Annotated in this window: 14 protein-coding genes; 7 read left to right on the forward strand and 7 right to left on the reverse strand. The window is 63.9% G+C overall.

The features are described from left to right. Nucleotides 1–87: 87 nt before the first annotated feature. Complete coding sequence (locus NV401_RS15015) at nt 88–1,044, reverse strand: GlxA family transcriptional regulator (RefSeq protein WP_261295251.1); 957 nt, start codon at nt 1,042–1,044, stop codon at nt 88–90. A 100-nt stretch (nt 1,045–1,144) separates the two neighbouring features. On the opposite strand from NV401_RS15015, the gene NV401_RS15020 reads away from it, so the two are divergent. The 5 genes from NV401_RS15020 (at nt 1,145) to NV401_RS15040 (ending at nt 10,748) form a co-directional block, all read left to right on the forward strand. Next, nucleotides 1,145–1,543: a DUF6894 family protein gene (locus NV401_RS15020; protein WP_261295252.1), complete on the forward strand. Its 399-nt coding sequence runs from the start codon at nt 1,145–1,147 to the stop codon at nt 1,541–1,543. A gap of 177 nt (nt 1,544–1,720) precedes the next feature. Further along, nucleotides 1,721–3,520, forward strand: a complete 1,800-nt coding sequence (locus NV401_RS15025; protein ID WP_261295253.1) for a sensor domain-containing diguanylate cyclase — start codon at nt 1,721–1,723, stop codon at nt 3,518–3,520. A 1,044-nt stretch (nt 3,521–4,564) separates the two neighbouring features. After that, nucleotides 4,565–6,757 (forward strand): alpha-galactosidase, encoded by a 2,193-nt coding sequence (locus NV401_RS15030; RefSeq protein WP_261295254.1) that lies wholly within the window; start codon nt 4,565–4,567, stop codon nt 6,755–6,757. A 177-nt stretch (nt 6,758–6,934) separates the two neighbouring features. Continuing rightward, nucleotides 6,935–9,682, forward strand: coding sequence for a TonB-dependent receptor (locus NV401_RS15035; RefSeq protein ID WP_261295255.1), 2,748 nt, complete (start codon nt 6,935–6,937; stop codon nt 9,680–9,682). Nucleotides 9,683–9,740: 58 nt separating this feature from the next. Further along, entirely contained in the window at nt 9,741–10,748 is a 1,008-nt protein-coding gene (locus NV401_RS15040) for an aldose epimerase family protein (RefSeq protein WP_261295256.1), read from the forward strand. Here the strand turns inward: NV401_RS15040 and NV401_RS15045 are convergent. From NV401_RS15045 to NV401_RS15065, 5 genes are read right to left on the reverse strand one after another with little or no spacing between them, the layout of a single operon-like run. Next, the gene (locus NV401_RS15045) at nt 10,745–11,467 is read right to left on the reverse strand and encodes an SDR family NAD(P)-dependent oxidoreductase (protein ID WP_261295257.1); all 723 of its coding nucleotides are present in this window, start codon (nt 11,465–11,467) and stop codon (nt 10,745–10,747) included. The two genes, NV401_RS15040 and NV401_RS15045, sit on opposite strands and share 4 nt — an antisense overlap. Further along, nucleotides 11,461–12,606 carry a galactonate dehydratase gene (gene dgoD, locus NV401_RS15050; RefSeq protein WP_261295258.1) on the reverse strand — a complete coding sequence of 382 codons (1,146 nt, stop codon included), beginning with the start codon at nt 12,604–12,606 and terminating at the stop codon, nt 11,461–11,463. The genes NV401_RS15045 and dgoD overlap by 7 nt, the downstream gene beginning before the upstream one ends. Continuing rightward, entirely contained in the window at nt 12,599–13,588 is a 990-nt protein-coding gene (gene araH, locus NV401_RS15055; RefSeq protein ID WP_261295259.1) for an L-arabinose ABC transporter permease AraH, read from the reverse strand. Before araH ends, dgoD begins: the two co-directional genes overlap by 8 nt. After that, entirely contained in the window at nt 13,585–15,099 is a 1,515-nt protein-coding gene (gene araG, locus NV401_RS15060; protein ID WP_261295279.1) for an L-arabinose ABC transporter ATP-binding protein AraG, read from the reverse strand. The genes araH and araG overlap by 4 nt, the downstream gene beginning before the upstream one ends. A 5-nt stretch (nt 15,100–15,104) precedes the next feature. Continuing rightward, nucleotides 15,105–16,073, reverse strand: coding sequence for a substrate-binding domain-containing protein (locus NV401_RS15065; protein ID WP_261295260.1), 969 nt, complete (start codon nt 16,071–16,073; stop codon nt 15,105–15,107). Between the two features lie 113 nt (nt 16,074–16,186). Here NV401_RS15065 and NV401_RS15070 point away from each other — a divergent pair, with 113 nt between their 5' ends. Then, complete coding sequence (locus tag NV401_RS15070; protein ID WP_261295261.1) at nt 16,187–17,047, forward strand: SMP-30/gluconolactonase/LRE family protein; 861 nt, start codon at nt 16,187–16,189, stop codon at nt 17,045–17,047. A gap of 52 nt (nt 17,048–17,099) precedes the next feature. Beyond that, nucleotides 17,100–17,885, forward strand: coding sequence for a FadR/GntR family transcriptional regulator (locus NV401_RS15075; protein ID WP_261295262.1), 786 nt, complete (start codon nt 17,100–17,102; stop codon nt 17,883–17,885). 7 nt (nt 17,886–17,892) lie between these two features. Here NV401_RS15075 and NV401_RS15080 read toward each other — a convergent pair whose 3' ends face one another. Beyond that, nucleotides 17,893–20,109, reverse strand: coding sequence for a penicillin acylase family protein (locus NV401_RS15080; RefSeq protein ID WP_261295263.1), 2,217 nt, complete (start codon nt 20,107–20,109; stop codon nt 17,893–17,895). Nucleotides 20,110–20,119 lie beyond the last annotated feature (10 nt).

Consider the following 20,119-nt stretch of genomic DNA (forward strand, 5'->3'; position numbering starts at 1 on the left):
TAATGAGGTCATCGTGCCGATGTCTCAACACCGGCGAAGCGGCTCTTCAGGACAAACTGGCGGCGTTTTCTTCTTCGTAAGTCTTCTTTAACCGCTCGACTGAAAGCGGACCCGATATTGCTGCGGCGTGACGTCCATCCGCCGCAGAAAAGCACGCCTGAGCGTGGTCGTTGATCCGAAACCAGCGGCAAAGGCGACCATTTTGATGGGCGCAGCACTGTCTTCGAGCAAACGCCGGGCGATATCGAGTCGCGTAAGTTCGACATAAGCGAGCGGGTTCATGCCCAGTTCGGCGCGGAACAACCGCGAGAGATGACGGGGGCTGACGCTCGCCACGTCGGCAAGCGTCTTGAGGCTCAGCTTAGCGCGTGGGTTTTCGAGGATGTATAGCCTTATTCGATCGATCGGGCCGGTGGTGGCGGTTTGGGCGGTCAACGCGGCACTGAACTGCGATTGACCGCCCGGGCGCTTGAGAAAGACCACTAGGCGGCGCGCCACCCAGAGTGCCAGAGCCCGCCCATGATCTTCTTCGATCAACGAAAAAGCGAGGTCGATTGCCGCACTGACGCCGGCCGAGCTGAACACCGGCCCGTCTCGCACGAAGATATCGTCAGCTTCGACCGAGATGTCGGGAAAGTCCGCGGCCAGGCGTTCGGCATATTGCCAATGGGTCGTCGCGCGGTAGCCCGACAATAGCCCCGCATGCGCCAACAGAAAGGCGCCGGTGCACGTCGAGCCGTAGCGCCGTGACTGTCGTGCCTGCTCGCGCAACCAGTGCTGCACGGCGTCGCTGGGCCGCATGGGAAGCCCGTAAGGCCCCGCGACGATCAGGGTGTCGCAAGGCTCGACGGCAGCGTCGATCCCTGCGTCGGGCACATAAATCGTGCCCGACGCGCTCTCTTCGGGAATACCATGTTCGGTTACCAGCCGAACGCGATAGCGGTCGCCTGATGCCACCTTGCAATTTGCCTCGAAGAGCGCGTCGCGCACGCCGGCGATTTCGAGGAGATGGACATTGCTTGGGGAAAAGATGGTGATCCGCATGGCCGCGCTCCACTTGGCAGCGGCATCCGGTCGCTGGTTGCGCACAGGCTAGGCGCCTCGGGCCCGATCACCTAGGACCAACGGAAGGATTCAAGGTGTGATGGCACACGACGCATGTCTGCGCGGTGACCTGACCAAGAAAATTGCGCGGCGAAATGCCGCAAACCTTCCGACGCTCCTTGCACAGCTAACGTACAAAACCGGACTTACCGCACTCGCCAATCGGCAGCATGCTATGACCGTCATGCCGATATTATATTTTGATCTCGTGAGCGGTGCCCACCGACTGACCGACCCGGAAGGCGTCGAGTGTATCGATCTCGCGGGCGCTAAAGAAATCGCGCTTTCAGCGGCGAGAGACATCGTCTCTGCCGATGCCGCGCACGGGAAGATCGATCTAACCCTTCGGATCAATGTCCGGGATGCAGACGATCGCGAAGTCCATTCGCTCCCCTTCAAGGACGCGTTTGGTGTCAAGATCGACGCGCCCGAGGCATGAGCTGGACATCAATACCGACGTGCTGCCTGAAACGCCGGCCACGCGCCGATAGATCGACTCGAGCAGGCCCGCCTCCATTCTGCACGCGCCTTCATGGAGTGGATCGCGCGCTGGTCAGATGACACTCGACAGTAACGGCAGGAAATAATCTTAACCCTCTGGCTTTACGCCTGTCTGATGCCAGATGTTCGGAATGGCCTTGTACATGCGTTAGGTTTGGTCGCACCGCCAATCGCGACCGGGATCGGCTATTATGTCGTCGGTCTTGCGTCGCTTCTGCTGACCCGCGGCGGCCTTGGTATCGCGACGATCTGGCCGCCAAGCGGCATCCTGTTCGCCGTCCTGCTGATCGTACCCCGACGCCGGGCCGGATGGCACATTGCTGCTGTGGCTCTCGCCAGCCTCGGTGCCAATCTCGGGTCAGGCACCGCGCTGTTCGTGTCGATCGGGTTTACCGTCGCGAACATCACCGGATCGGCCTTGGCCGCCTGGTTGGTGCGAGCGCACGGCAGAAGCGGTGTATCGTTCACCGAGCTTACCGGAATGATCCGCTTTTGCATGGCCGCCCTGATGGGAACGATGGTGAGCGCGACGATTGCGGTGGTCGTATCACCAGCTACCTCGGCCAACTTCTGGGTTTCCTGGTTTTCGCCCGACCTGGTTGGTGCGCTCGTCGTGACACCTCTTATCCTGATCGGATATGATGCGTTCAAGAATCGCCTGGTCCCATGGCGAAAGGCCGCGCCGAGGATCGTGACGGTGCTGGGTCTTGTCGCGTTGGTCAGCGCGCTCAGCTTCGGACAGTCGAACTATCCCCTTCTTTTTCTGCCGATGCTTGCGGTCATCATCGCGGCGTTCAGCTTGGGGTCGCTCGGCGCCGCGGGAGGCGTGCTGATCGTCGCCGTGATAGGCTCTGCCGCAGTCAGCCTCGGAATAAGTCCGCTCAGCCTTATTCATGCGGACGCGCTGAAGCAGAGCCTGTTCCTGCAATTCTATTTGCTGACGCTGTTGGGCGCCGCACTACCGATCGCGGCGCTGCTGGCGACGCGCGCACGGATCGCACGTCGGCTTTCCGATAAGATGCGCCTTCTCCAACTTGCGGAAAGCGCCGCGCATTTCGGTCATTGGCGGTTCGATATTGCAACACAGACCGTAAGTTGGTCACCGGAGGTGTTTCGCATTTACGGCGTCGATCCGGATATCATGCCGTCGTTGGATGGTGTCATTCGAGGTTTCCATGCCGAGGATCGGGCGGCCGTCACCGCGATCATCGAACGATCGATCGAGCACCGTGCAGCTTTTCAATTCAACGCGCGCCTTGTTCAACCGGGAGGCGAGATATGTCACGTCTATTCCCGGGGAGAAATCGATCACAACGCCGATGACAGTTCGTTCGGTCTGTTCGGCATTATCCAGGATATCACCGTGCAGGTCGCCCATGAAGCAGCGATCGAGCATGCCCGTATCCGTGCGGAGGAGGCTGCGAGAGCGGCGACGGTAATGGCAGAAACCGATCAATTAACGGGTATCGCAAATCGACGCCGCACACATCTTGTGCTCGAACAGGCGATTTCGCTGTCGCGGCGGTTGGGTGGGCCGTTGTCCGTCGCCATTTTCGACGTCGATCACTTCAAGCGCGTCAACGACACATGGGGGCATCAGGCGGGCGACGAAGTGTTAAAGCGTATCGCGACCGATGCCGAGGGAGAATTGCGCAACGGCGATATGGTGGGACGCTTCGGTGGTGAGGAGTTCGTGATCGTGCTGCCGGACGCGACCGCTCAAGTTGCGCTGCTGGTGGCTGAGCGCGTTCGTATCGCGATCGAAGCCGGGGGAAGCAATCCTTGCGTGACGATCAGCATCGGGGTGGCAGAACTCACGAACGGCGAAGCGGGCGATGCGTTGTTGCGCCGTGCTGACCAAGCTTTGTACGTGGCGAAAGCGGAAGGGCGTAATACGTTGCGCTTGGCCGCATAAGATCCGGCGCCCGACGCGCAGCCATTTGCCGATGTTGATACTTCCCGCAATTGCCGATGTGAACGGGCGAACCGGGGTCTTAACGTCCGGCGTAATGCCGGCTGGATGCGCCGCCGTTCTCGGCGGACTTGTTCTGATGACTGTGCAGTGAGCTTCCCGACTTCCTAACTATGCCCATCTGGGCATGGCTGCGCGCGGGGGCGGCTAGCTCCAGCCGCATAGAGATGCGTAGACCTGTTGAAGGCTGCGACCAATGGCCACTGCGTCGGGCGGTCCGAATAACTTGGCGCCCAGCCTCAAATTGGCCGCCGCCGCGTAGATCAACAAAGGGCGGGTTTCGGGAAGCCGTCAAGCCGCTGTGAACGACCGGTATTGGGTCCTTGCCACCGGGAGCTGCCGGTCGGCAGTGCGCCTGAAATACCGTCGTTCGTGGCTGCCCAGATGCATACTGAAAGCTGCCGTACCTTTATACGCGACATCGATGTCGGAGATGGCGTCCATTGGAATCAACCGCCCTTCACAACCCCGTGAGGAAGTCAGTTTCCGGCAGAAGCGGACGCCATCGAGGTACCGCTGGCGGCCGCGGCGACCTCGGCAAGAGTTCTATGAGGGGGCAAAGAGCTACCCAACAGACCCCGATTCTCGATTGCTCTGATCGGCGGTCCAATACGTCTCGGCCATACTTTGCGTTACGGAAGCGCAGCAGGCTACCGAAGTTGCCTTGATAAGTTCGGCAGCGTTGGGCGTTCTCGCTCCCCGCAATATCTCTGCTTGGCCGACTGGGGGCTATTCTGCGCAAGCATGTGCTCTCGCTGCTCCGGGGAAGGAGCCGCCCTGCGAAGGATTTCGCGCCGACAGCTACAAGCCAGGCGTCTGGGGCAATTTGTAGCCTTGCACGAGACGATGGGCCGCTTAGCCAGGCCATCCTGCTTAGTAGCAGAGGTCGGCAGAACCTTGCGGAATTAAATATGACTTTATAGGGTGGGCTCATTAATCGTGTACAGAGGAAGCAAGATGGATAACCGGCAGCGATTCGATGTTTGGATGCGAGCGCTGTGTGCCCTCGGCGCGATGGGCACGCCGGCGACCGCCTTCGCCCAAGCGCGCTACGACAAGGAGAACAAGATCTTCCGGTTGGATGGTGGTGACGTCACCTACGCATTCAAGGTCAACGTGGCGGGCATTCTGCAGTCGGTCTATTGGGGCAAGCGCCTGCCGGATCGCGCGCCGCTCGCCGCGCCGGAATTGTCCGGGCTGAGCGGATTTGACGTTACTACAAACGTGGTGCCGCAGGAATATGCCGGCCAAGGTGGCGGACTCTACGCCGAACCGGCGCTGAAGGTCAGCTATCCGGACGGTAATCGAGACCTAGTCCTCTATTATCGAAGCCACGTCGTGTCGGGCGATACGATCCGGGTGACGATGAGCGATCTCGACCGGCCGTTGTTCGTCACGCTAAGCTACACGATCGACCGTGCCACCGGGGTGGTGGCCAGATCGGCGGTAATCGAGAATCGTGGCGCCGGCGATGTCCGCGTCGACCAGGTCGCCGCGGCGGGGCTGACGCTGCCAGTCGCGTACGATTATCGCCTGCATTATTCGACCGGGCGCTGGGCGGCGGAATGGACGTTGCAGGATCGCCCGCTCACGGCCGGCTCAACCGTGCTCGAAAGCCGCCGCGGCTCGACCGGCAGCCAGAATAATCCATGGTTCCAGATCACGCGCGCCACCACCACCGAGGAGGATGGCCCGGCATGGATCGGCGCGCTGGCATGGAGCGGTTCTTGGCGCCTGAGCTTCGATCAGGACGTTACCGGCCGGATCCGTATCGTCGGCGGCTACAATCCGTTCGACTTCGCGTATCGCCTGAAGTCCGGCGCCACGCTGGCCACCCCGACTTTCTATATCGGCTTCTCCGATCATGGGCGCGGTGGCGCCTCGCGCGTGTTCCACGCCTTCCAGCGAGATCGCATCCTTCCGCAGCACGATGGCCACGTGCCGCTGCGCAAGGTATTGTACAACAGTTGGGAAGCGACCGAATTTGACGTTAACGAAGCGGGCCAGATCGCACTGGCCGAACGTGCGGCTACCTTGGGGGTCGAGCGCTTCGTGATGGACGACGGCTGGTTTGGCGCGCGCAACAACGACAAGGCCGGATTGGGCGACTGGACGGTCAACCCGACTAAATTCCCCAATGGGCTCACCCCGCTGATCACCCGCGTCAAGACCTTGGGAATGGATTTTGGTCTGTGGGTCGAGCCGGAAATGATCAACGAAGACAGCGATCTGTTTCGCGCGCACCCCGATTGGGCGATGCAGTTTAAGGGGCGGCCGAGAACGCAGGGGCGCAATCAATTGGTGCTCAATCTCGCGCGCACGGATGTCCGCGATCATGTTCTCGAACAGCTCGACAATCTGCTGTCGAAGAACGACATCGCGTTCCTCAAATGGGATTATAATCGCAATTGGTCCGAGCCCGGTTGGCCCGATGCCGACGTGAACGACCAGCAGACCATCTATGTCGCCTATGTCCGCAATCTCTATTGGATTATCGACGAACTGAGGAAGCGGCATCCGGGGGTCGAGATCGAGAGCTGTTCGGGCGGCGGCGGGCGCGTCGATCTCGGCATCATGGCCCGCACCGATCAGGTCTGGCCGTCGGACAATACCGATCCGCTCGATCGCCTGTCGATCCAGGACGGCTATACCCAGGCCTACGCACCGGGCGCGATGATGGCGTGGGTCACCGACAGTCCGAACTGGGTGAACAAGCGCCAGACGCCGCTGTCCTTTCGTTTCCTCTCGGCGATGCAAGGCGGTCTTGGCATCGGCACCAATCTCAACAAATGGCAGGATTGGGACTTTCTCGTCGCACGACGGTACATCCAATCGTACAAAAGGATCCGCCAAACCGTTCAGCGCGGCCAGCTTTACCGGCTGAACCGCGCCAATGAGGCCGATCGGCGCTGGACAAACCTGTATGTGGCGGCCGACCGCAGCCAGGCGGCGCTGTTCACGTTGATCGGGTCGACCCAGAAACTGGACGTGATGCCGACAATCGCGCTCCGCGGTCTCGATCCCGAAGCGAAATACCAGATCGAGACGATGGACGGCGCCGCGCCGCCCGTGACGATGCCGGCGGTCGCCAGCGGCGCCTATTGGATGAACCACGGCGTCGATGTGACGCTGCAGGGCGATTTCCAGGGCGTCGGATTCATCCTGACACGACTGCGCTAGGTCGCACAGCCGTATCGGCAAAAGAATTCATCTTAGCACCGCTTTTCGCTAGACAGGATTTAATGTCATATTTATTCCATCCTCAGCTAGAAAATCTGGATGGGGAGAATCGCTGTGAAGAGGCTGCATCGTCGGATCGTTATTTTGTTGTCGGGGGCATGTCTTACCATCCCGGCCTTGCCAGCCTTTGCCCAGTCCGGCGATGCTGCGCCGAGCTCTGGGGGACAGGCAACAGATCCAAACGCCGGGGCACAGCCCGCCGGCGCGCAGATCGATCCGAACGCGGCAACGACGGAGGAGAGCGGCGACATCGTCGTTACCGGTATCCGCGCCAGTCTGGCCAGCGCGCTCGAAATCAAGCGCAGCACGATCGGGGTGGTCGATGCCATTTCGGCGAAGGACATCGGCGACTTTCCGGATGCCAACATCGCCGAATCGCTGCAGCGCATCAGCGGTGTCTCGATCGATCGTGTCAACGGCGAGGGCCGCGGCATAACGGTCCGCGGCCTGGGGCCGGAGTTCAACACCGTTCTGCTCAACAATCGGCTGTTGTCGACCGAGGCGGGCGGGCGTTCCTTCTCGTTCGACATCCTGTCGTCGGAGCTGATCACCGGCGCCGAAGTCTACAAATCGTCGGAGGCGCGGCTGCAGGAAGGCGGCATCGGATCGACCGTGATCCTGCGCACCGCCCGCCCGACCGACCGCGCCGGCCTGCATCTCGCCGGCAATGTCGCCGGCCGTCACGACAATACGTCGGATAAGATCACGCCGTTTGCGTCGGGCGTGCTGAGCGGATCGAACGAAGACCGCACGTTCGGCGCCTTGGTCAGTTTCGTGTATGACAAGCGCAAGTTCAACCTTACCAACATCAGCACCGACGGTTGGATCACCAATCAGACGATCGATACCAACGGTGACGGGATCAAGGACCGCACCGGCGTCGCGCTGCCGCGTACGACCAACTTCACCGCGACCGAAAGCGAGCGCGAGCGGATCGGCGGCACCTTCGCCGTCGACTGGAACGTGTCAGACACGCTGAAGTTGAAGCTGGACGCGCTCTACACGCAGCAGAAAGTGCAGAGCCGCACCAATCAGCTAGGCTATTATACCGACCCTGATCGCATCACCACTGCGACGGTGAACGAGAATGGTACTGCGACCCAGTTTACCGTGCTGCCAGCCACTGCCACGGCCGGCCTCGCCTCGGACAATATCGTCTCGACCGCGCCGCAGGACGCGCGGACCTACCAGATCGGCTTTAATGCCGAATGGAAACCAAACGACGATCTGACTTTGGTTTTCGACGCCGCACATTCCAACTCGCGCGATGCCGCCGACCAACTCTTCTACGTCGTCGGCACGCGCCAGGTGGGCGTGACGCCGACCTTCACCCTCGATGGCCCGGGCGGGCTGCCGTCGATCACCAACACGCTGGCGACAAACGACAAGTCGGCGCCGCGGCTGCACTGCTGCTCGGAACGCGGCGGACGCAACGGCGACACGGTCAACCAGGGAACAATCGATGCGACCTGGGATTTCGGCGGCCTGCTCAATAAGTTGCAGGGCGGTGCGCTGTTCACCAACCGCAAGAAGATCACCGTCTCGCGCGAGTCGCCGGAACCGCTCGGCTGCTTCTATTGTGGGTATCAGGCCCTGGCCCCGGCCAGCCTGTTCACCGATTTCAGCGCCAACGTGCAGGGCCAAAAGCTGACATGGCTCGATTACGATGCCGCCGCGCTGGTGCAATATTACGGGTCCGCAGCGGCGGTCAACCAGGTCGGCGGAACATCGCAGGATGCGATCGACGCGCGCAATCGCTTTTTGGCGGTCTATGCCGGAAACAATAACAGCCTAGATCCGATCGATCGAGACCGTGGATCGGGCACGGTGCGCGAGAATACCTATGCAGGTTATTTGCAGGCGTCATTCGGCGGCGACATGGGCGCGGGTCGCTGGTCGGCAATGGCCGGCGCTCGGCTGATCCATACCGACCTTTACGCCACGGGATATTCCGTAACACTGACCAATATCATCCAGAATCCGGCGGATCCAACGTCTGCGGTCCCGGTCTACAGCCCGACCGTCGCGGTCGACGCCGAGAATTCCTACACCTATCTGCTGCCGACACTGAACTTCCGGCTCGACGTGAACGACGCCTTGTCGTTGCGCCTGGCGGGATCGCGGACCTTGACGCGTCCGACACTCAGCCGGCTCGGCCTGTCGCAGGACTTCACCTTCCGTCCGCCCAATTCCAATACGATCAGCGGCGGCAACCCGTATCTGAAGCCGTTCCTGGCGTGGAACGCGGATGCATCAGTCGACTATTATTTGAGCCGCACCAGCTATGTCAGCTTGGCCGGTTTCTATAAGAAGCTTGAGAACTTCATCATCTCTGGGCAGCAGCCGGAAGAATATTTCGGTCTGACGTTCCTGGCCAATCGGCCTTTCAACTCGCAGAAGGGCGAGGTCTACGGGCTCGAGGCCTCGGCGCAGAGCACGTTCGATTTCCTGCCCGCGCCCTTTAACGGCTTAGGCGTGACGGCGAACTATACGCTGGTGAAAAGCTCGATCCGTTTCGATCCTTCGCTCAGCAACCAGACCTTCAACGTCGAAGGACTGTCGGACACCGCAAACTTCGTCATGTTCTTCGAAAACAATCTGCTGCAGCTGCGCGGCGCGTATAATTGGCGTGCGCCGTTCCTGCGGCAGACGTTCGGGCCGCAGAGCGAGCCGGAGAATATCTTTGGCTACAGCCAGATCGATCTCAGCGGATCGATCAAGCTCAACTCGAACGTGTCCTTCTATGCCGAAGCACTGAATGTGACGAACGAGAAGTTCCGCAGCTATTCGCGCTTCAAGGAGCGGCTGATCACCGTTTCGGATCAGGGCCGCCGCATCACCGCCGGCGTGCGCTTCAACTTCTGATCTCTGAGCGGCCCGCATTTGCGCTGACGCGTGAATGCGGGCCGGCTACGGCGCTCGCATGTCCCATGCCCATCTTCCGGCAACAGCCGTCACTCTGCGCGCCCCGAACGGTGTCACTGTCCGCCTGACCAATCTCGGCGCGACGCTGATGGCGATCGAGACGTCCGACCGCTCAGGCCGGTTTGCCAACATACTGCTCGGCTATGACGATCCGTCCGATTATCCGGCGGCCGGCGGCCCGGATCCCGACGCCTATCTCGGTGCGACCTGCGGTCGGTTCGCCAATCGCATTGCCGGCGCGGCCTTCGTGCTGGATGGCGTCCGCTATACGCTCAGCGACAACGAGTCGCCCAACCATCTTCATGGCGGCGCGCGCAATTTTCACCATGCCTTGTGGACGATCGTCGCCGCGGACGACCGGCACGTCAAGATGACACTGCACAGCCCGGACGGCGATCAGGGCTATCCTGGCGCGCTCGACGCAAGTGCCGACTTCAGCCTGGCCGACAATGGCGAACTCGCTATCGTCTACACCGCCCAGACGACGCGACCGACGCACGTCAATCTGGTATCGCACGGCTATTTCAACCTCTCGGGCGATCCGCACAGGTCGATTCTCGATCATCTGTTGCGGATCGACTCTACCCAGATCTTGGCAATCGATGCGGCCAATCTGCCGACCGGCGAGCGGCTGGCCATTGCCGGCTCTCCGTTCGACTTTACCGTCGCGCGACCGATCGGGGCGCGGATCGACGACGACGACGATCAACTGCGCCATGCCGGCGGCTATAATCACAATTATCTGCTCGATATGGGCGGGGTCCGCCCGGTGGCGCGGCTTGAGGATCCGACCAGCGGGCGGACGCTGACCATCTCGACCGACCAGCCGGGGCTGCAGTTCTACAGCGCCAATTTCCTCGGCGGCCGGTTCGCGCCGCGGTCTGGCATATGCCTAGAGGCACAACATTGGCCCGATAGCCCCAACCGGCCGGATTTCCCGATCACGCGGCTCGATCCCGGCGCGACCTATCGCAGCGAAACGCGACTGCGCTTCGGCGTCGACTAAAGCCTTGCCATCCGGCCGCCATCGGCGATCATATCCGCGCCGGTGATGAACCGGGCATCGTCGGAGGCGAGGAATCGCGCCAACGCAGCGATATCTTCGGGCTGCCCGATATCGGCAGGATCGATGACCTCCGCGCCGGATCGGATGTTGGGGCTGTCGCGCAACAATGCCGTGTCGATCGCACCGGGTAGGATTGCGTTGCAGCGAATACCGCGCTCCTGCCCCTCAATCGCGGTCGAGCGCGTCAGGCTGACCATCGCCGCCTTTGACGCGGCGTAGGACGAGACCATCGCCGAAGTGCGCTGCGCATGTATCGAGGCGATGTTCACGATTGCGCCGCCCCGGGGCATGTGCTGCAGCGCGTGGCCGGTCAGCAGCGCCGGGGCGATCAGATTAACCCCCAACAAATGCTGCCAGTCGGCCGCATCATGCGCGGCGATCGGTTTAAACAGCATGATGCCGGCAACGTTGACCAGCACGTCCCAACGCCCGAAGCGCGCGAGCGTCTGTTCGACCGCGGCGTCCAGCGCGGAAGCGTCGGCGAGGTCGCACGCGATCGGCAAGGCGTCACCCAGACCGTCGAGAGACATTGCTCCGGCCGAGCGGTCGACCAGCGCCAGCGTGGCGCCAGCCTCGGCGAAGGAGCACGCAACGGCATGGCCGATGCCGCCGGCGGCGCCGGTGATCAGCGCCACCTTGCCCGAGAATGGGGCTACCATTCCCGCAAAGACCCGTCCCGACCGCGCCACACCGGATTGCGCCAGCGATGCGGCGCGCGCGCCGCATCGCGCACGTGAGCCTCGTCGATCGTCACGCCAAGCCCCGGCCCGTCGAGCACCGCCACGCTGCCGGCTGTCACCGTCAGCACCTCGGGATTGGTGATATAGGTGAGCAGGTCGGCGTCCGGCTGGTTATAGTGGATGCCGAGCGACATTTCCTGGATCACGAAATTGGGCGTGGCCGCCGCGAGTTGCAGGCAGGCGGCCAGCGCCAGTGGGCCAAGCGGACAATGCGGCGCGATCGCCACGTCATAGGCTTCCGCCATTGCGGCGATGCGCCGGCCTTCCGAAATGCCGCCGGCATGGCTGAGATCGGGCTGCGCGATATCGATCGATGCGGCCTCGAAGAACGGCTTGAAATCCCAGCGCGAGAACAACCGTTCGCCGAGCGCGAGCGGGACACTGGTCTGCGCCGCGACTTGAGCGATCGCTTCGGGCTGCTCGCTCAGCAATACTTCCTCGATGAACAGCGGCGACAACGGTTCAAGCGCAGCAACGAGGCGGCGTGCCATTGGCTTGTGCACCCGGCCATGGAAATCGACGCCGACGTCCATGCCGGTATCACGCACCAGACCCAGCCGTTCCACCGCCGCATCGACCGCGGCCGGCCCCGACAGCCAGTCGATATCCTCCGTACCGTTCATCTTGACGGCATCGAACCCCTGGTCGCGCCGGACGAGCGCCGCCGCAGCGACGTCGCTCGGACGATCTCCGCCGATCCAGGCATAGACGCGGATCCGGTCGCGCACCCGGCCGCCGAGCAGGTCCGCGACCGGCACGCCGAGCGTCTGGCCACGTAGATCCCATAGCGCCTGATCGACTCCCGATATCGCCGACATGAAGACGGGGCCACCGCGATAGAAGCCGAGCCGATAGAGTAATTGCCAGGCGTCCTCGATGCGGTTGGGATCGCAGCCGATCAGCCGGTCTCGTACCGTTTCGAACGCCCCCACCACCGCCTCGGCATGACCTTCCAAACTGGCTTCGCCCCAGCCGACCGCGCCATCGCTGGTCTCGATCCGAACGAACAGCCAGCGTGGCGGGACGAGGAAGGTTTCGATCGCGACAATTTTAGACATTCTGGGTTTCGCTCCGGTCAGTCTTTGAGAAGCGGATGGGGATCCGCGGCAGTCGCCCGTCCTGTCGCAGCCGATCGGCCACGACCGCGAGCAGCAAGATGCCGCCACGGACGACATATTGATAAAAGGTCGGGACATTGAGCAGGTTGAGCGCGTTTTGCGCCGCGCCCATGATGAACACGCCGACGATCACCCCGCCGATCGTGGCCAGCCCGCCCGACAGCGATACGCCGCCGAGCACGCAAGCGGAGATGACCGCCAGTTCGAGCCCGATACTGGTGTTGGGCTGGCCACTGGTGATGCGCGCTGCCAGGATGATGCCGGCCAGCCCGGCGACCAGCCCCTGCAGCGTGAACACGATGATCCGCACGCGGGTAATCGGCACGCCGGCCAGCCGCGCGGCTTCCGGATTGCCGCCGATCGCCAGGATGTTGCGGCCGAACACGGTGGCCTTGAGGATCAACCCGAAGATCGCGAAACTGCCGATCATCGACCAGATCGGCCAGCTCAGCCCAAGCACGCCGCCCGATCCGAGCGCGTAGAAATCCTGTAACGGGATCGCGACGCTTTCTCCGCCCGAGGCAAGGAAGGCGAGGCCGCGCACGACCTCCATCATCGCCAGCGTCACGATCAGCGAATTGACCTTGAACCCCGCCACCAGCACGCCGTTGACGAAGCCGACCATCGCGCCGCCGGCCAGCCCTGCCAGCACGCCGAGCGCGATACTGCCCGTCGCGCTCATGCCGACCGCGGCGAGCACGCCGGACAGCGCGACGATCGAGCCGACCGACAGATCGACCTCACGCATCGCCAGGACCAGCATCATCGTCGCCGCGATCGTGCCGACCAGGGTGACCGACAGCAGCAGCCCGCGCAGATTGCGCAGGCCGAGGAAGTCCGGCACCAGCAGCGACAACAGGCCGACCAGCACCGCTAATGTCAGCAGCGGTACGAGACGTTTGAGGATCGTGCGCAAGGTCATGCTGGGATCGTATCCTGGTTTGATGAAGCCTGATTGGCCTGCGGCAGCGCGAGCCGGAGCAGGCCGGCGGGGGTCGCTTCGTCGCGCGATACGATGCCGGCCAACACGCCTTCGCGCATCACCGCGATCCGGTCCGCGACCCCGAGCACTTCTGCCATGTCGCTCGACGCGAACAGCACGGTCCCGCCGTCTTCGGCAAAGCGATAGATAAGCTCGTAGATTTCGCTGCGCGCGCCGACGTCGATGCCGCGCGTCGGCTCGTCGAGCAGCAGCACGCGCGCTCCGGCCCACAGCCAGCGCGCGATGACGGCCTTTTGCTGGTTACCGCCTGACAGCGATCCTATCGCCGTTTCCGCGCCTGCCGTCTTGATGCGCAGCCGGCCGATCAGTTCGTTTGCGCCCGTTTGCTCCTCGTGCCGCCGCAACAGCGCGGTTGCGCCGGTCAGATTGCGCCATGGCAGCGCCAGATTTTCCCGCAGCGGTGCCAGCGGCACGATGCCGTCCTCCTTGCGGTCTTCAGGACACAGAGCGAGGCCTGCGGCGATCGCGGCGCGCGGACTGCCCGGCGGGACAGCCTCACCATCGATCCGTACCGCGCCGGTATCGGGCATCGTCGCGCCGTAGATCAGGCGGAACAGTTCCGACCGCCCCGCGCCGACCAGGCCGAACAGCCCGAGAATCTCGCCGCGCGCGACGGTGAGACTGACGGGCGCCGCAACGCCCGGGCCGGCGAGCGCCGCCACCTCGACCATCGGCGGGCCCGCCGCCCGCGGACGATAGCCATAAACGTCGCTGATCGTACGCCCCGCCATCGCGCCGACGAGCCGATCCGCGTCGTCGGCCGTGACCGGCGCCAGATCGAGCACATGCCTGCCGTCACGCAACACGGTCGCGCTGTCGGCCAGCGCATAGACCTCGTCCATGCGATGGCTGACATAGATGATCGCGCAGCCGCTGGCCTTCAGATCGCCGATGATCGCCATCAGCCGCTCGGTTTCGCGAACGCTGAGCGAACTGGTCGGTTCGTCGAAGGCGATCACCTTTGCCTGCCGCAGCAGCGCGCGCCCGATCTCGACCATCTGCCGCCGCCCGATCGACAGCGCGCCGAGCCGCATATCGGGGTCGATCGCCTCGCCGAGCCGTTCGATCACGGCGATCGCCCGGGCGCGCAATGCAGCACGATCGACGAAGCCGGCCCGTGCCGGCAGCATGCCGAGCATGAGGTTTTCGGCCACGCTGAGCTGCGGGAACAGCTGCAGTTCCTGGTGGATGATCGCGATGCCGGCATTCTGGCTGTCGCGCGGCGACGTGAAGCGCTGCGCTACGCCGTCGATCCGCAACTCGCCGCTGTCCGGCGCATATTGACCGGCCATGATCTTGAGCAGGGTCGATTTGCCCGCGCCATTCTCACCGATCAGCGCGCGGACTTCTCCCGCGGCGACGGTAAAGCTCACGCCGTCCAGCGCGACAACCCCGGGAAAGGTCTTGCCGACCTGATGGAAGGTGATCATCGCACTCACGCCTGCGCCTCCCGCGCCAGGACGGCGCGAAAATTGTCGCGCATCATCAGCGTGCCACTGGTTAGCGTGACGTCGGCCGGGCGCTGCCCACGCGCGATCCACCGATACATCGCGGCGCTCGTATCATAGCCGTGCCGCCGCGGGCTGAGCAGCACGGTGGCGAAGAAACCGGTGGCACGCGGCTTGCCGAGTTCGGCAATGGCGGCTTCGGACCCGCCGATGCCGATCCCGATCAGACTCTTCTGCGCCAACGACAGGCCTTCCGCCGCCCGCACGCCGCCGACCACCGTTTCATCGTTCAGCCCGATGATGATCCAGCGATCGATCCGCGCCCGCGCGGTCAGCACCGGAGCAGCGGCGGTGAACGCCCCTTCGGTGTCGGTCGTACGCTGCGGCGCATCGAAGACCTGCGTATAGCCGTGGCGGCGCAGCGCGGCTACTGCGCCGCCGGTGCGCTCCCGCCCGGTTTCCAGGCTGTCATAGGCGATCCGCAGGATGCCGGTCTCGGCCGGCGCCCAGCCGCGCCGTCGCGCCTCGCTCGCTGCAGCCGTCCCCGCCAGGTCGCCGATCGCCAGCGCCGAAATGCCGACATGCGGGATGCCCGCGATCGGCGCCCCGCCAGCGGCCGACAGGCGATCGTCGACCGACATCGCCTTCATGCCGCTGTTGGCTGCGAAATCAGCGATCGCCGGCCCCAGCCGCGGGTCGGGCGCGCAGATTACGAACCCGCCGGCGTAGCGCGCATACAAGGTGTTCAGAGCGGATAAGACCCGATCGCCATCTTCGGCGCCGATCTCGATCAGCGAGAAGCCAAAGTCCCGCGCCGCGGCGCGCGCAAAGCGCCATTCGTCCTGGAACCATTGCTCCTGTGGCATCTTGACGATGAAGCCGATCCGTACATGCTGCGGTGGCCGCGCGCAGCCGACAACGGCGAGACCGCCTGCGGCCACCGTGCCGCCAAGCATGGATCTGCGCGTAATCGGCATTGCCGTAGTGCCCCTCGCTATGCGCGGGATTGAAATCATCCCGATCGACAGACGCTTTAAGTCATATATATTCGTTGAAAAGAGGAAATCGCATGGACGCGCATATTATCATTGACCGCGGGGTCGTCGATCAGCTCGGCGAAGGCCCGACATGGAGCCCCTCGACGCAGAGAGTGTATTGGGTGGATATCGTCGGGCAAGCGCTGAATGCGCTCGACCTGGCGACACTGGACGTGAAGCGCTGGCCGATGCCCGAACGGATCGGCTGGGTGGTCGAGCGGCGCGATTGCGGCAATCTGCTTGCCGGTTTCAAGAGCGGGATCGTCGCGCTGTCGCTTGATCCGGTGACGATCCGCCCGCTCCTGTCGCCCGAGCCGGACCGCCCGGGCAACCGCCTGAACGACGCGAAGGTCGATAGTGCTGGGCGCTTGTGGTTCGGGTCCAAGCATGACGAGGATCTCGAACAATCGGGTGCGCTATACCGCCTCGACTCCGATCGCCGTCCGACGCAGGTCGATGACGGCTATGCCGTCACCAACGGCCCCGCGTTCAGCCCCGACGGCCGCTATCTCTATCATGCCGATAGCGGACGCCGCGAAGTTTATCGCTTTGCGGTCGATGCGGCAGGCGCGCTCGGGCCACGCGAACTTCTGATCACGTTCGCGGAATCATGGGGCTATCCCGATGGCATGACGACGGACGCCGACGGCGGCTTGTGGATCGCGCACTGGGGCGGGGGCCGGATCAGCCGCTTCGACCCGGAAGGGCAGTTGGTTCGCTCGCATATGCTCCCTGCGGTCAACATCACCAGTTGTACCTTCGCCGGGGACCGTCTCGATCGGTTGTTCGTCACCTCGGCTGCGCTCGAGTCGCCGGGCGGGCGGGCTGATGGCGCGCTGTTCGAGATCGACCCCGGCGTCCGCGGACTACCGCCCACGCCGTGCGCGGTCTGATCGGAGCAACCGCGCATGGCGCTTTCGCCACGATGCGGATATTCATTGCAGTATGCTGAAGACCGACAAGATCCCGCGCATCGACGCCGGCGACGATCCATCGTTCGAGGACGCGGCGCGTCTGCCGGCCGATGATGGCCGCAACCTTACCTCGAGCATCGTCAACGACCTCGGTCTGGCGATTGTCACGCAGACCTACCGCCCGGGCGAACCCTTCCCGACCGAGGCCGAATTATGCCTGAGTTATGCCGCCAGTCGGCCGGTGTTGCGGGAGGCTGTGAAGATGCTCACTGCGAAGGGGCTGTTGCTCGCGCGCAAGCGTGCCGGCACGTTGGTGCAGCCCGAAGCGAACTGGAACCTGCTCGATCCCGATGTGCTGCGCTGGATGCTGCAGCGGGCCTTTTCGATCGATCTGCTGATCGACTTCACCGAGATCCGCATGTCGATCGAGCCGCGCGCCGCCACGCTTGCCGCGCATTCCGCGAGCGGGCCGCAGCGCCGCGCGATCATCGACGCGATCGATCGCATGTACGCCGCCGACCGCGGCGAGGAGGACGCGCTTGAGGCGGATATCGCGTTCCATATTGCGGTGCTGGAGGCGAGCAACAACCGTTTCATGCGGCAATTCACCGGTCTCGCCGAGACCACACTGCGCTTTTCGATCCGCCGCACCAACGAATATAAAGGCGTGCCGCGCGCCAGCGCGCTCGATCACAAAAAGGTTGCCGACGCCATCGTTGGCGGGCGCGCGCAACTGGCGGGCACCCTGATGAGCAACCTCATTCGCGGCGCGCTCGATCTGCTGCTCGCCGCCAGCAACCTTCCGCCACGGCCCTGATACGCCGTCACGGGGCGCCGCAGGGTGTGCCGGGAGCCGAAACGCGGCGGACGGGCACGGGCGGGTGTGCATCACCCGGACGATAGGGCCGGCCAGCCCCGGCCGGATCGAGGATGATCGGGCGCAGATCGCCGCTGGCATAGCGCTTCGCCTGGTCGTCGAAATGTGACGAGCCGGGATCGCCGCTTTCGCCCCCCGCCGACACCGCCCAGGCGCGGATGCGCGGGCCGAACTCGACCACCGCGACGAAGCTGTTCCCGCTGGTGCCGTACAGACAGCGCTGCCCCGGCTGTCGATCGACCCCGAACGACGCGAGCGACCCGAAATTGCCCGAGGTGAAGCCGATCGGCACACTCGGCGCGCGATCATCGAAGCGCGGCGCGATCGCGCCGTCAAGTCGCTGGAAGCGATTGATCCGCCCCCACTCGACACGCCAGCTACCGAAATCGCGTTGCATCCGCGCGACCGCTGCATCGAGCGCGGCGACGCGATCGGCATCGGTCGTACGGGTCGCGAGATAGGCGAAGATCGGCACGTTCGCCGCCGCCGCTTTCGGGCCTTCGCTCGCCCACAACGCCTCGCCCCAATGCACTGCCAGCGTGGTCGGTTCGGACTCAATGCTCCAGCGCCGATCCCAGCGCGCCAACATCGCCATCGGCGCGGCCAGGCGCTGGCGCATGGCGGAGCGCGGCGGCAGCGCTTCGAACTCCTTCTGCAAGCGTGGGATCTGCTGATCGAACAACGGCAGAAAGCTATCGAAGGCGGTGCGCGTCAATGTCTGCGGCGAAAAGAGCTCGCCACGCGACAGCAACGCGGTGGCATGATCGCCGCGCGGGTTGTCGCCGAGCAGGTCCATATAGCGCGGGAAGTCCGCCGCCTTGGGGCTGTCGGCGCCAGCCGCGGTCCACGGCGCGTTGTTCGTGTTGACCACCCAGCCGGTCGCCGGACGCACCACCTGGGGCAGGTCCTTTAACGCATGCAGCCCCTGCCAATCGGTCGCCGGATCGCTGCCATCGACCGGCCGGGTATAATCGAACCGATCGTTGCGAATGGGCACGAACTGCGGATGGAGATAGGCGATCGTGCCATCCGCCGCGGCAAGGATCGTGTTGTTCGACGCATTGGCCTTGCGCTCGGACACAGCAAGATAGTCTGCCAACGACCCGGCGCGCGTGCGCAGATAGCTCTGTTCGAGCGCGGCGCGCGGCCGGTTGAGCATCGCGACCGCGATCCAGCGATCCTTTTCCTGCCGGATGATCGGCCCGTGATGCGTCGCCAGCACTGTAAAGCGGCGGGGGGCGATCGTGCCGTCGGGTTGACGCACCCCGAGCGTCACGATCCGTTGCCGGACCGGCCGCCACGCGCGCCCGTAACGATAGGACAGCCGTCCGGCGCGGCGCGCGACCGCCACGGCGAACTCGTCGATCGTATCGACGCCGCTCGACGTGTGCATCCAGCCGAGCTGCTTGTTGAACCCCTGATAGACGAAGAACTGCCCCCAGGTCGCCGCGCCATAGACGTCGAGCCCCTGCGTGCTGGTCACCTGCTGTTCGGCGCGGAAGAAGAACGAGGTGTGCGGATTGATCCACAACAGGGGATGCCCGCTGGCGCTGCGCGACGGGCCGATGGCGATGCCGTTCGAGCCCTTGGGTTCGATCAACCGCCCGGCGTCCGCCAATCGCGCCGGCGCGGGGCTTTTGCCGCCGCCATAAAAGGCTTCGAGCGCGGCCAAATCCACCCCCCGCTCGATATCGCCGCCGATGCTGCCTTCGGAAAAGGCCAACGCCATCCACGGTTCGAAACGGGTGATCCGCCGCGGTTGCACCATCGGGTGGGTCGCCAGGTAATGGTTGAGACCGCCTGCCCAGGCATCCATGAGGGCGCGCAGCCACGCCGGGCTGCGCCGATACTCGCCCGGCAAGGCATCGAGATCGAGAAACAGCCGCTGACGCAGATCCGCCCACAGTGCCGGCTCCCCCTCCGCTTCGGCCAGCCGCCCCATCGCGGCGAGATAATTATGCTCGATGCGCGGAAAGTCGTCTTCGGCCTGGGCGTACATCATGCCGAACACCGCATCCGCGTCGGTCGTGCCGCGAATATGCGCGATGCCGAAAGAATCGCGCGCAATCGTCACGTGGCGCACGTGAGCCGCCGGGCCGGGTGCCGCGGCGCTGACCGCCGTCGACAGCATCGCCATTCCCAGCGCTGCAAGCAATTTCCCCATACCACGCTCC

Source organism: Sphingomonas hylomeconis (assembly GCF_025370105.1).
In the GTDB taxonomy this organism is placed as follows: Bacteria; Pseudomonadota; Alphaproteobacteria; order Sphingomonadales; family Sphingomonadaceae; genus Sphingomonas; species Sphingomonas hylomeconis.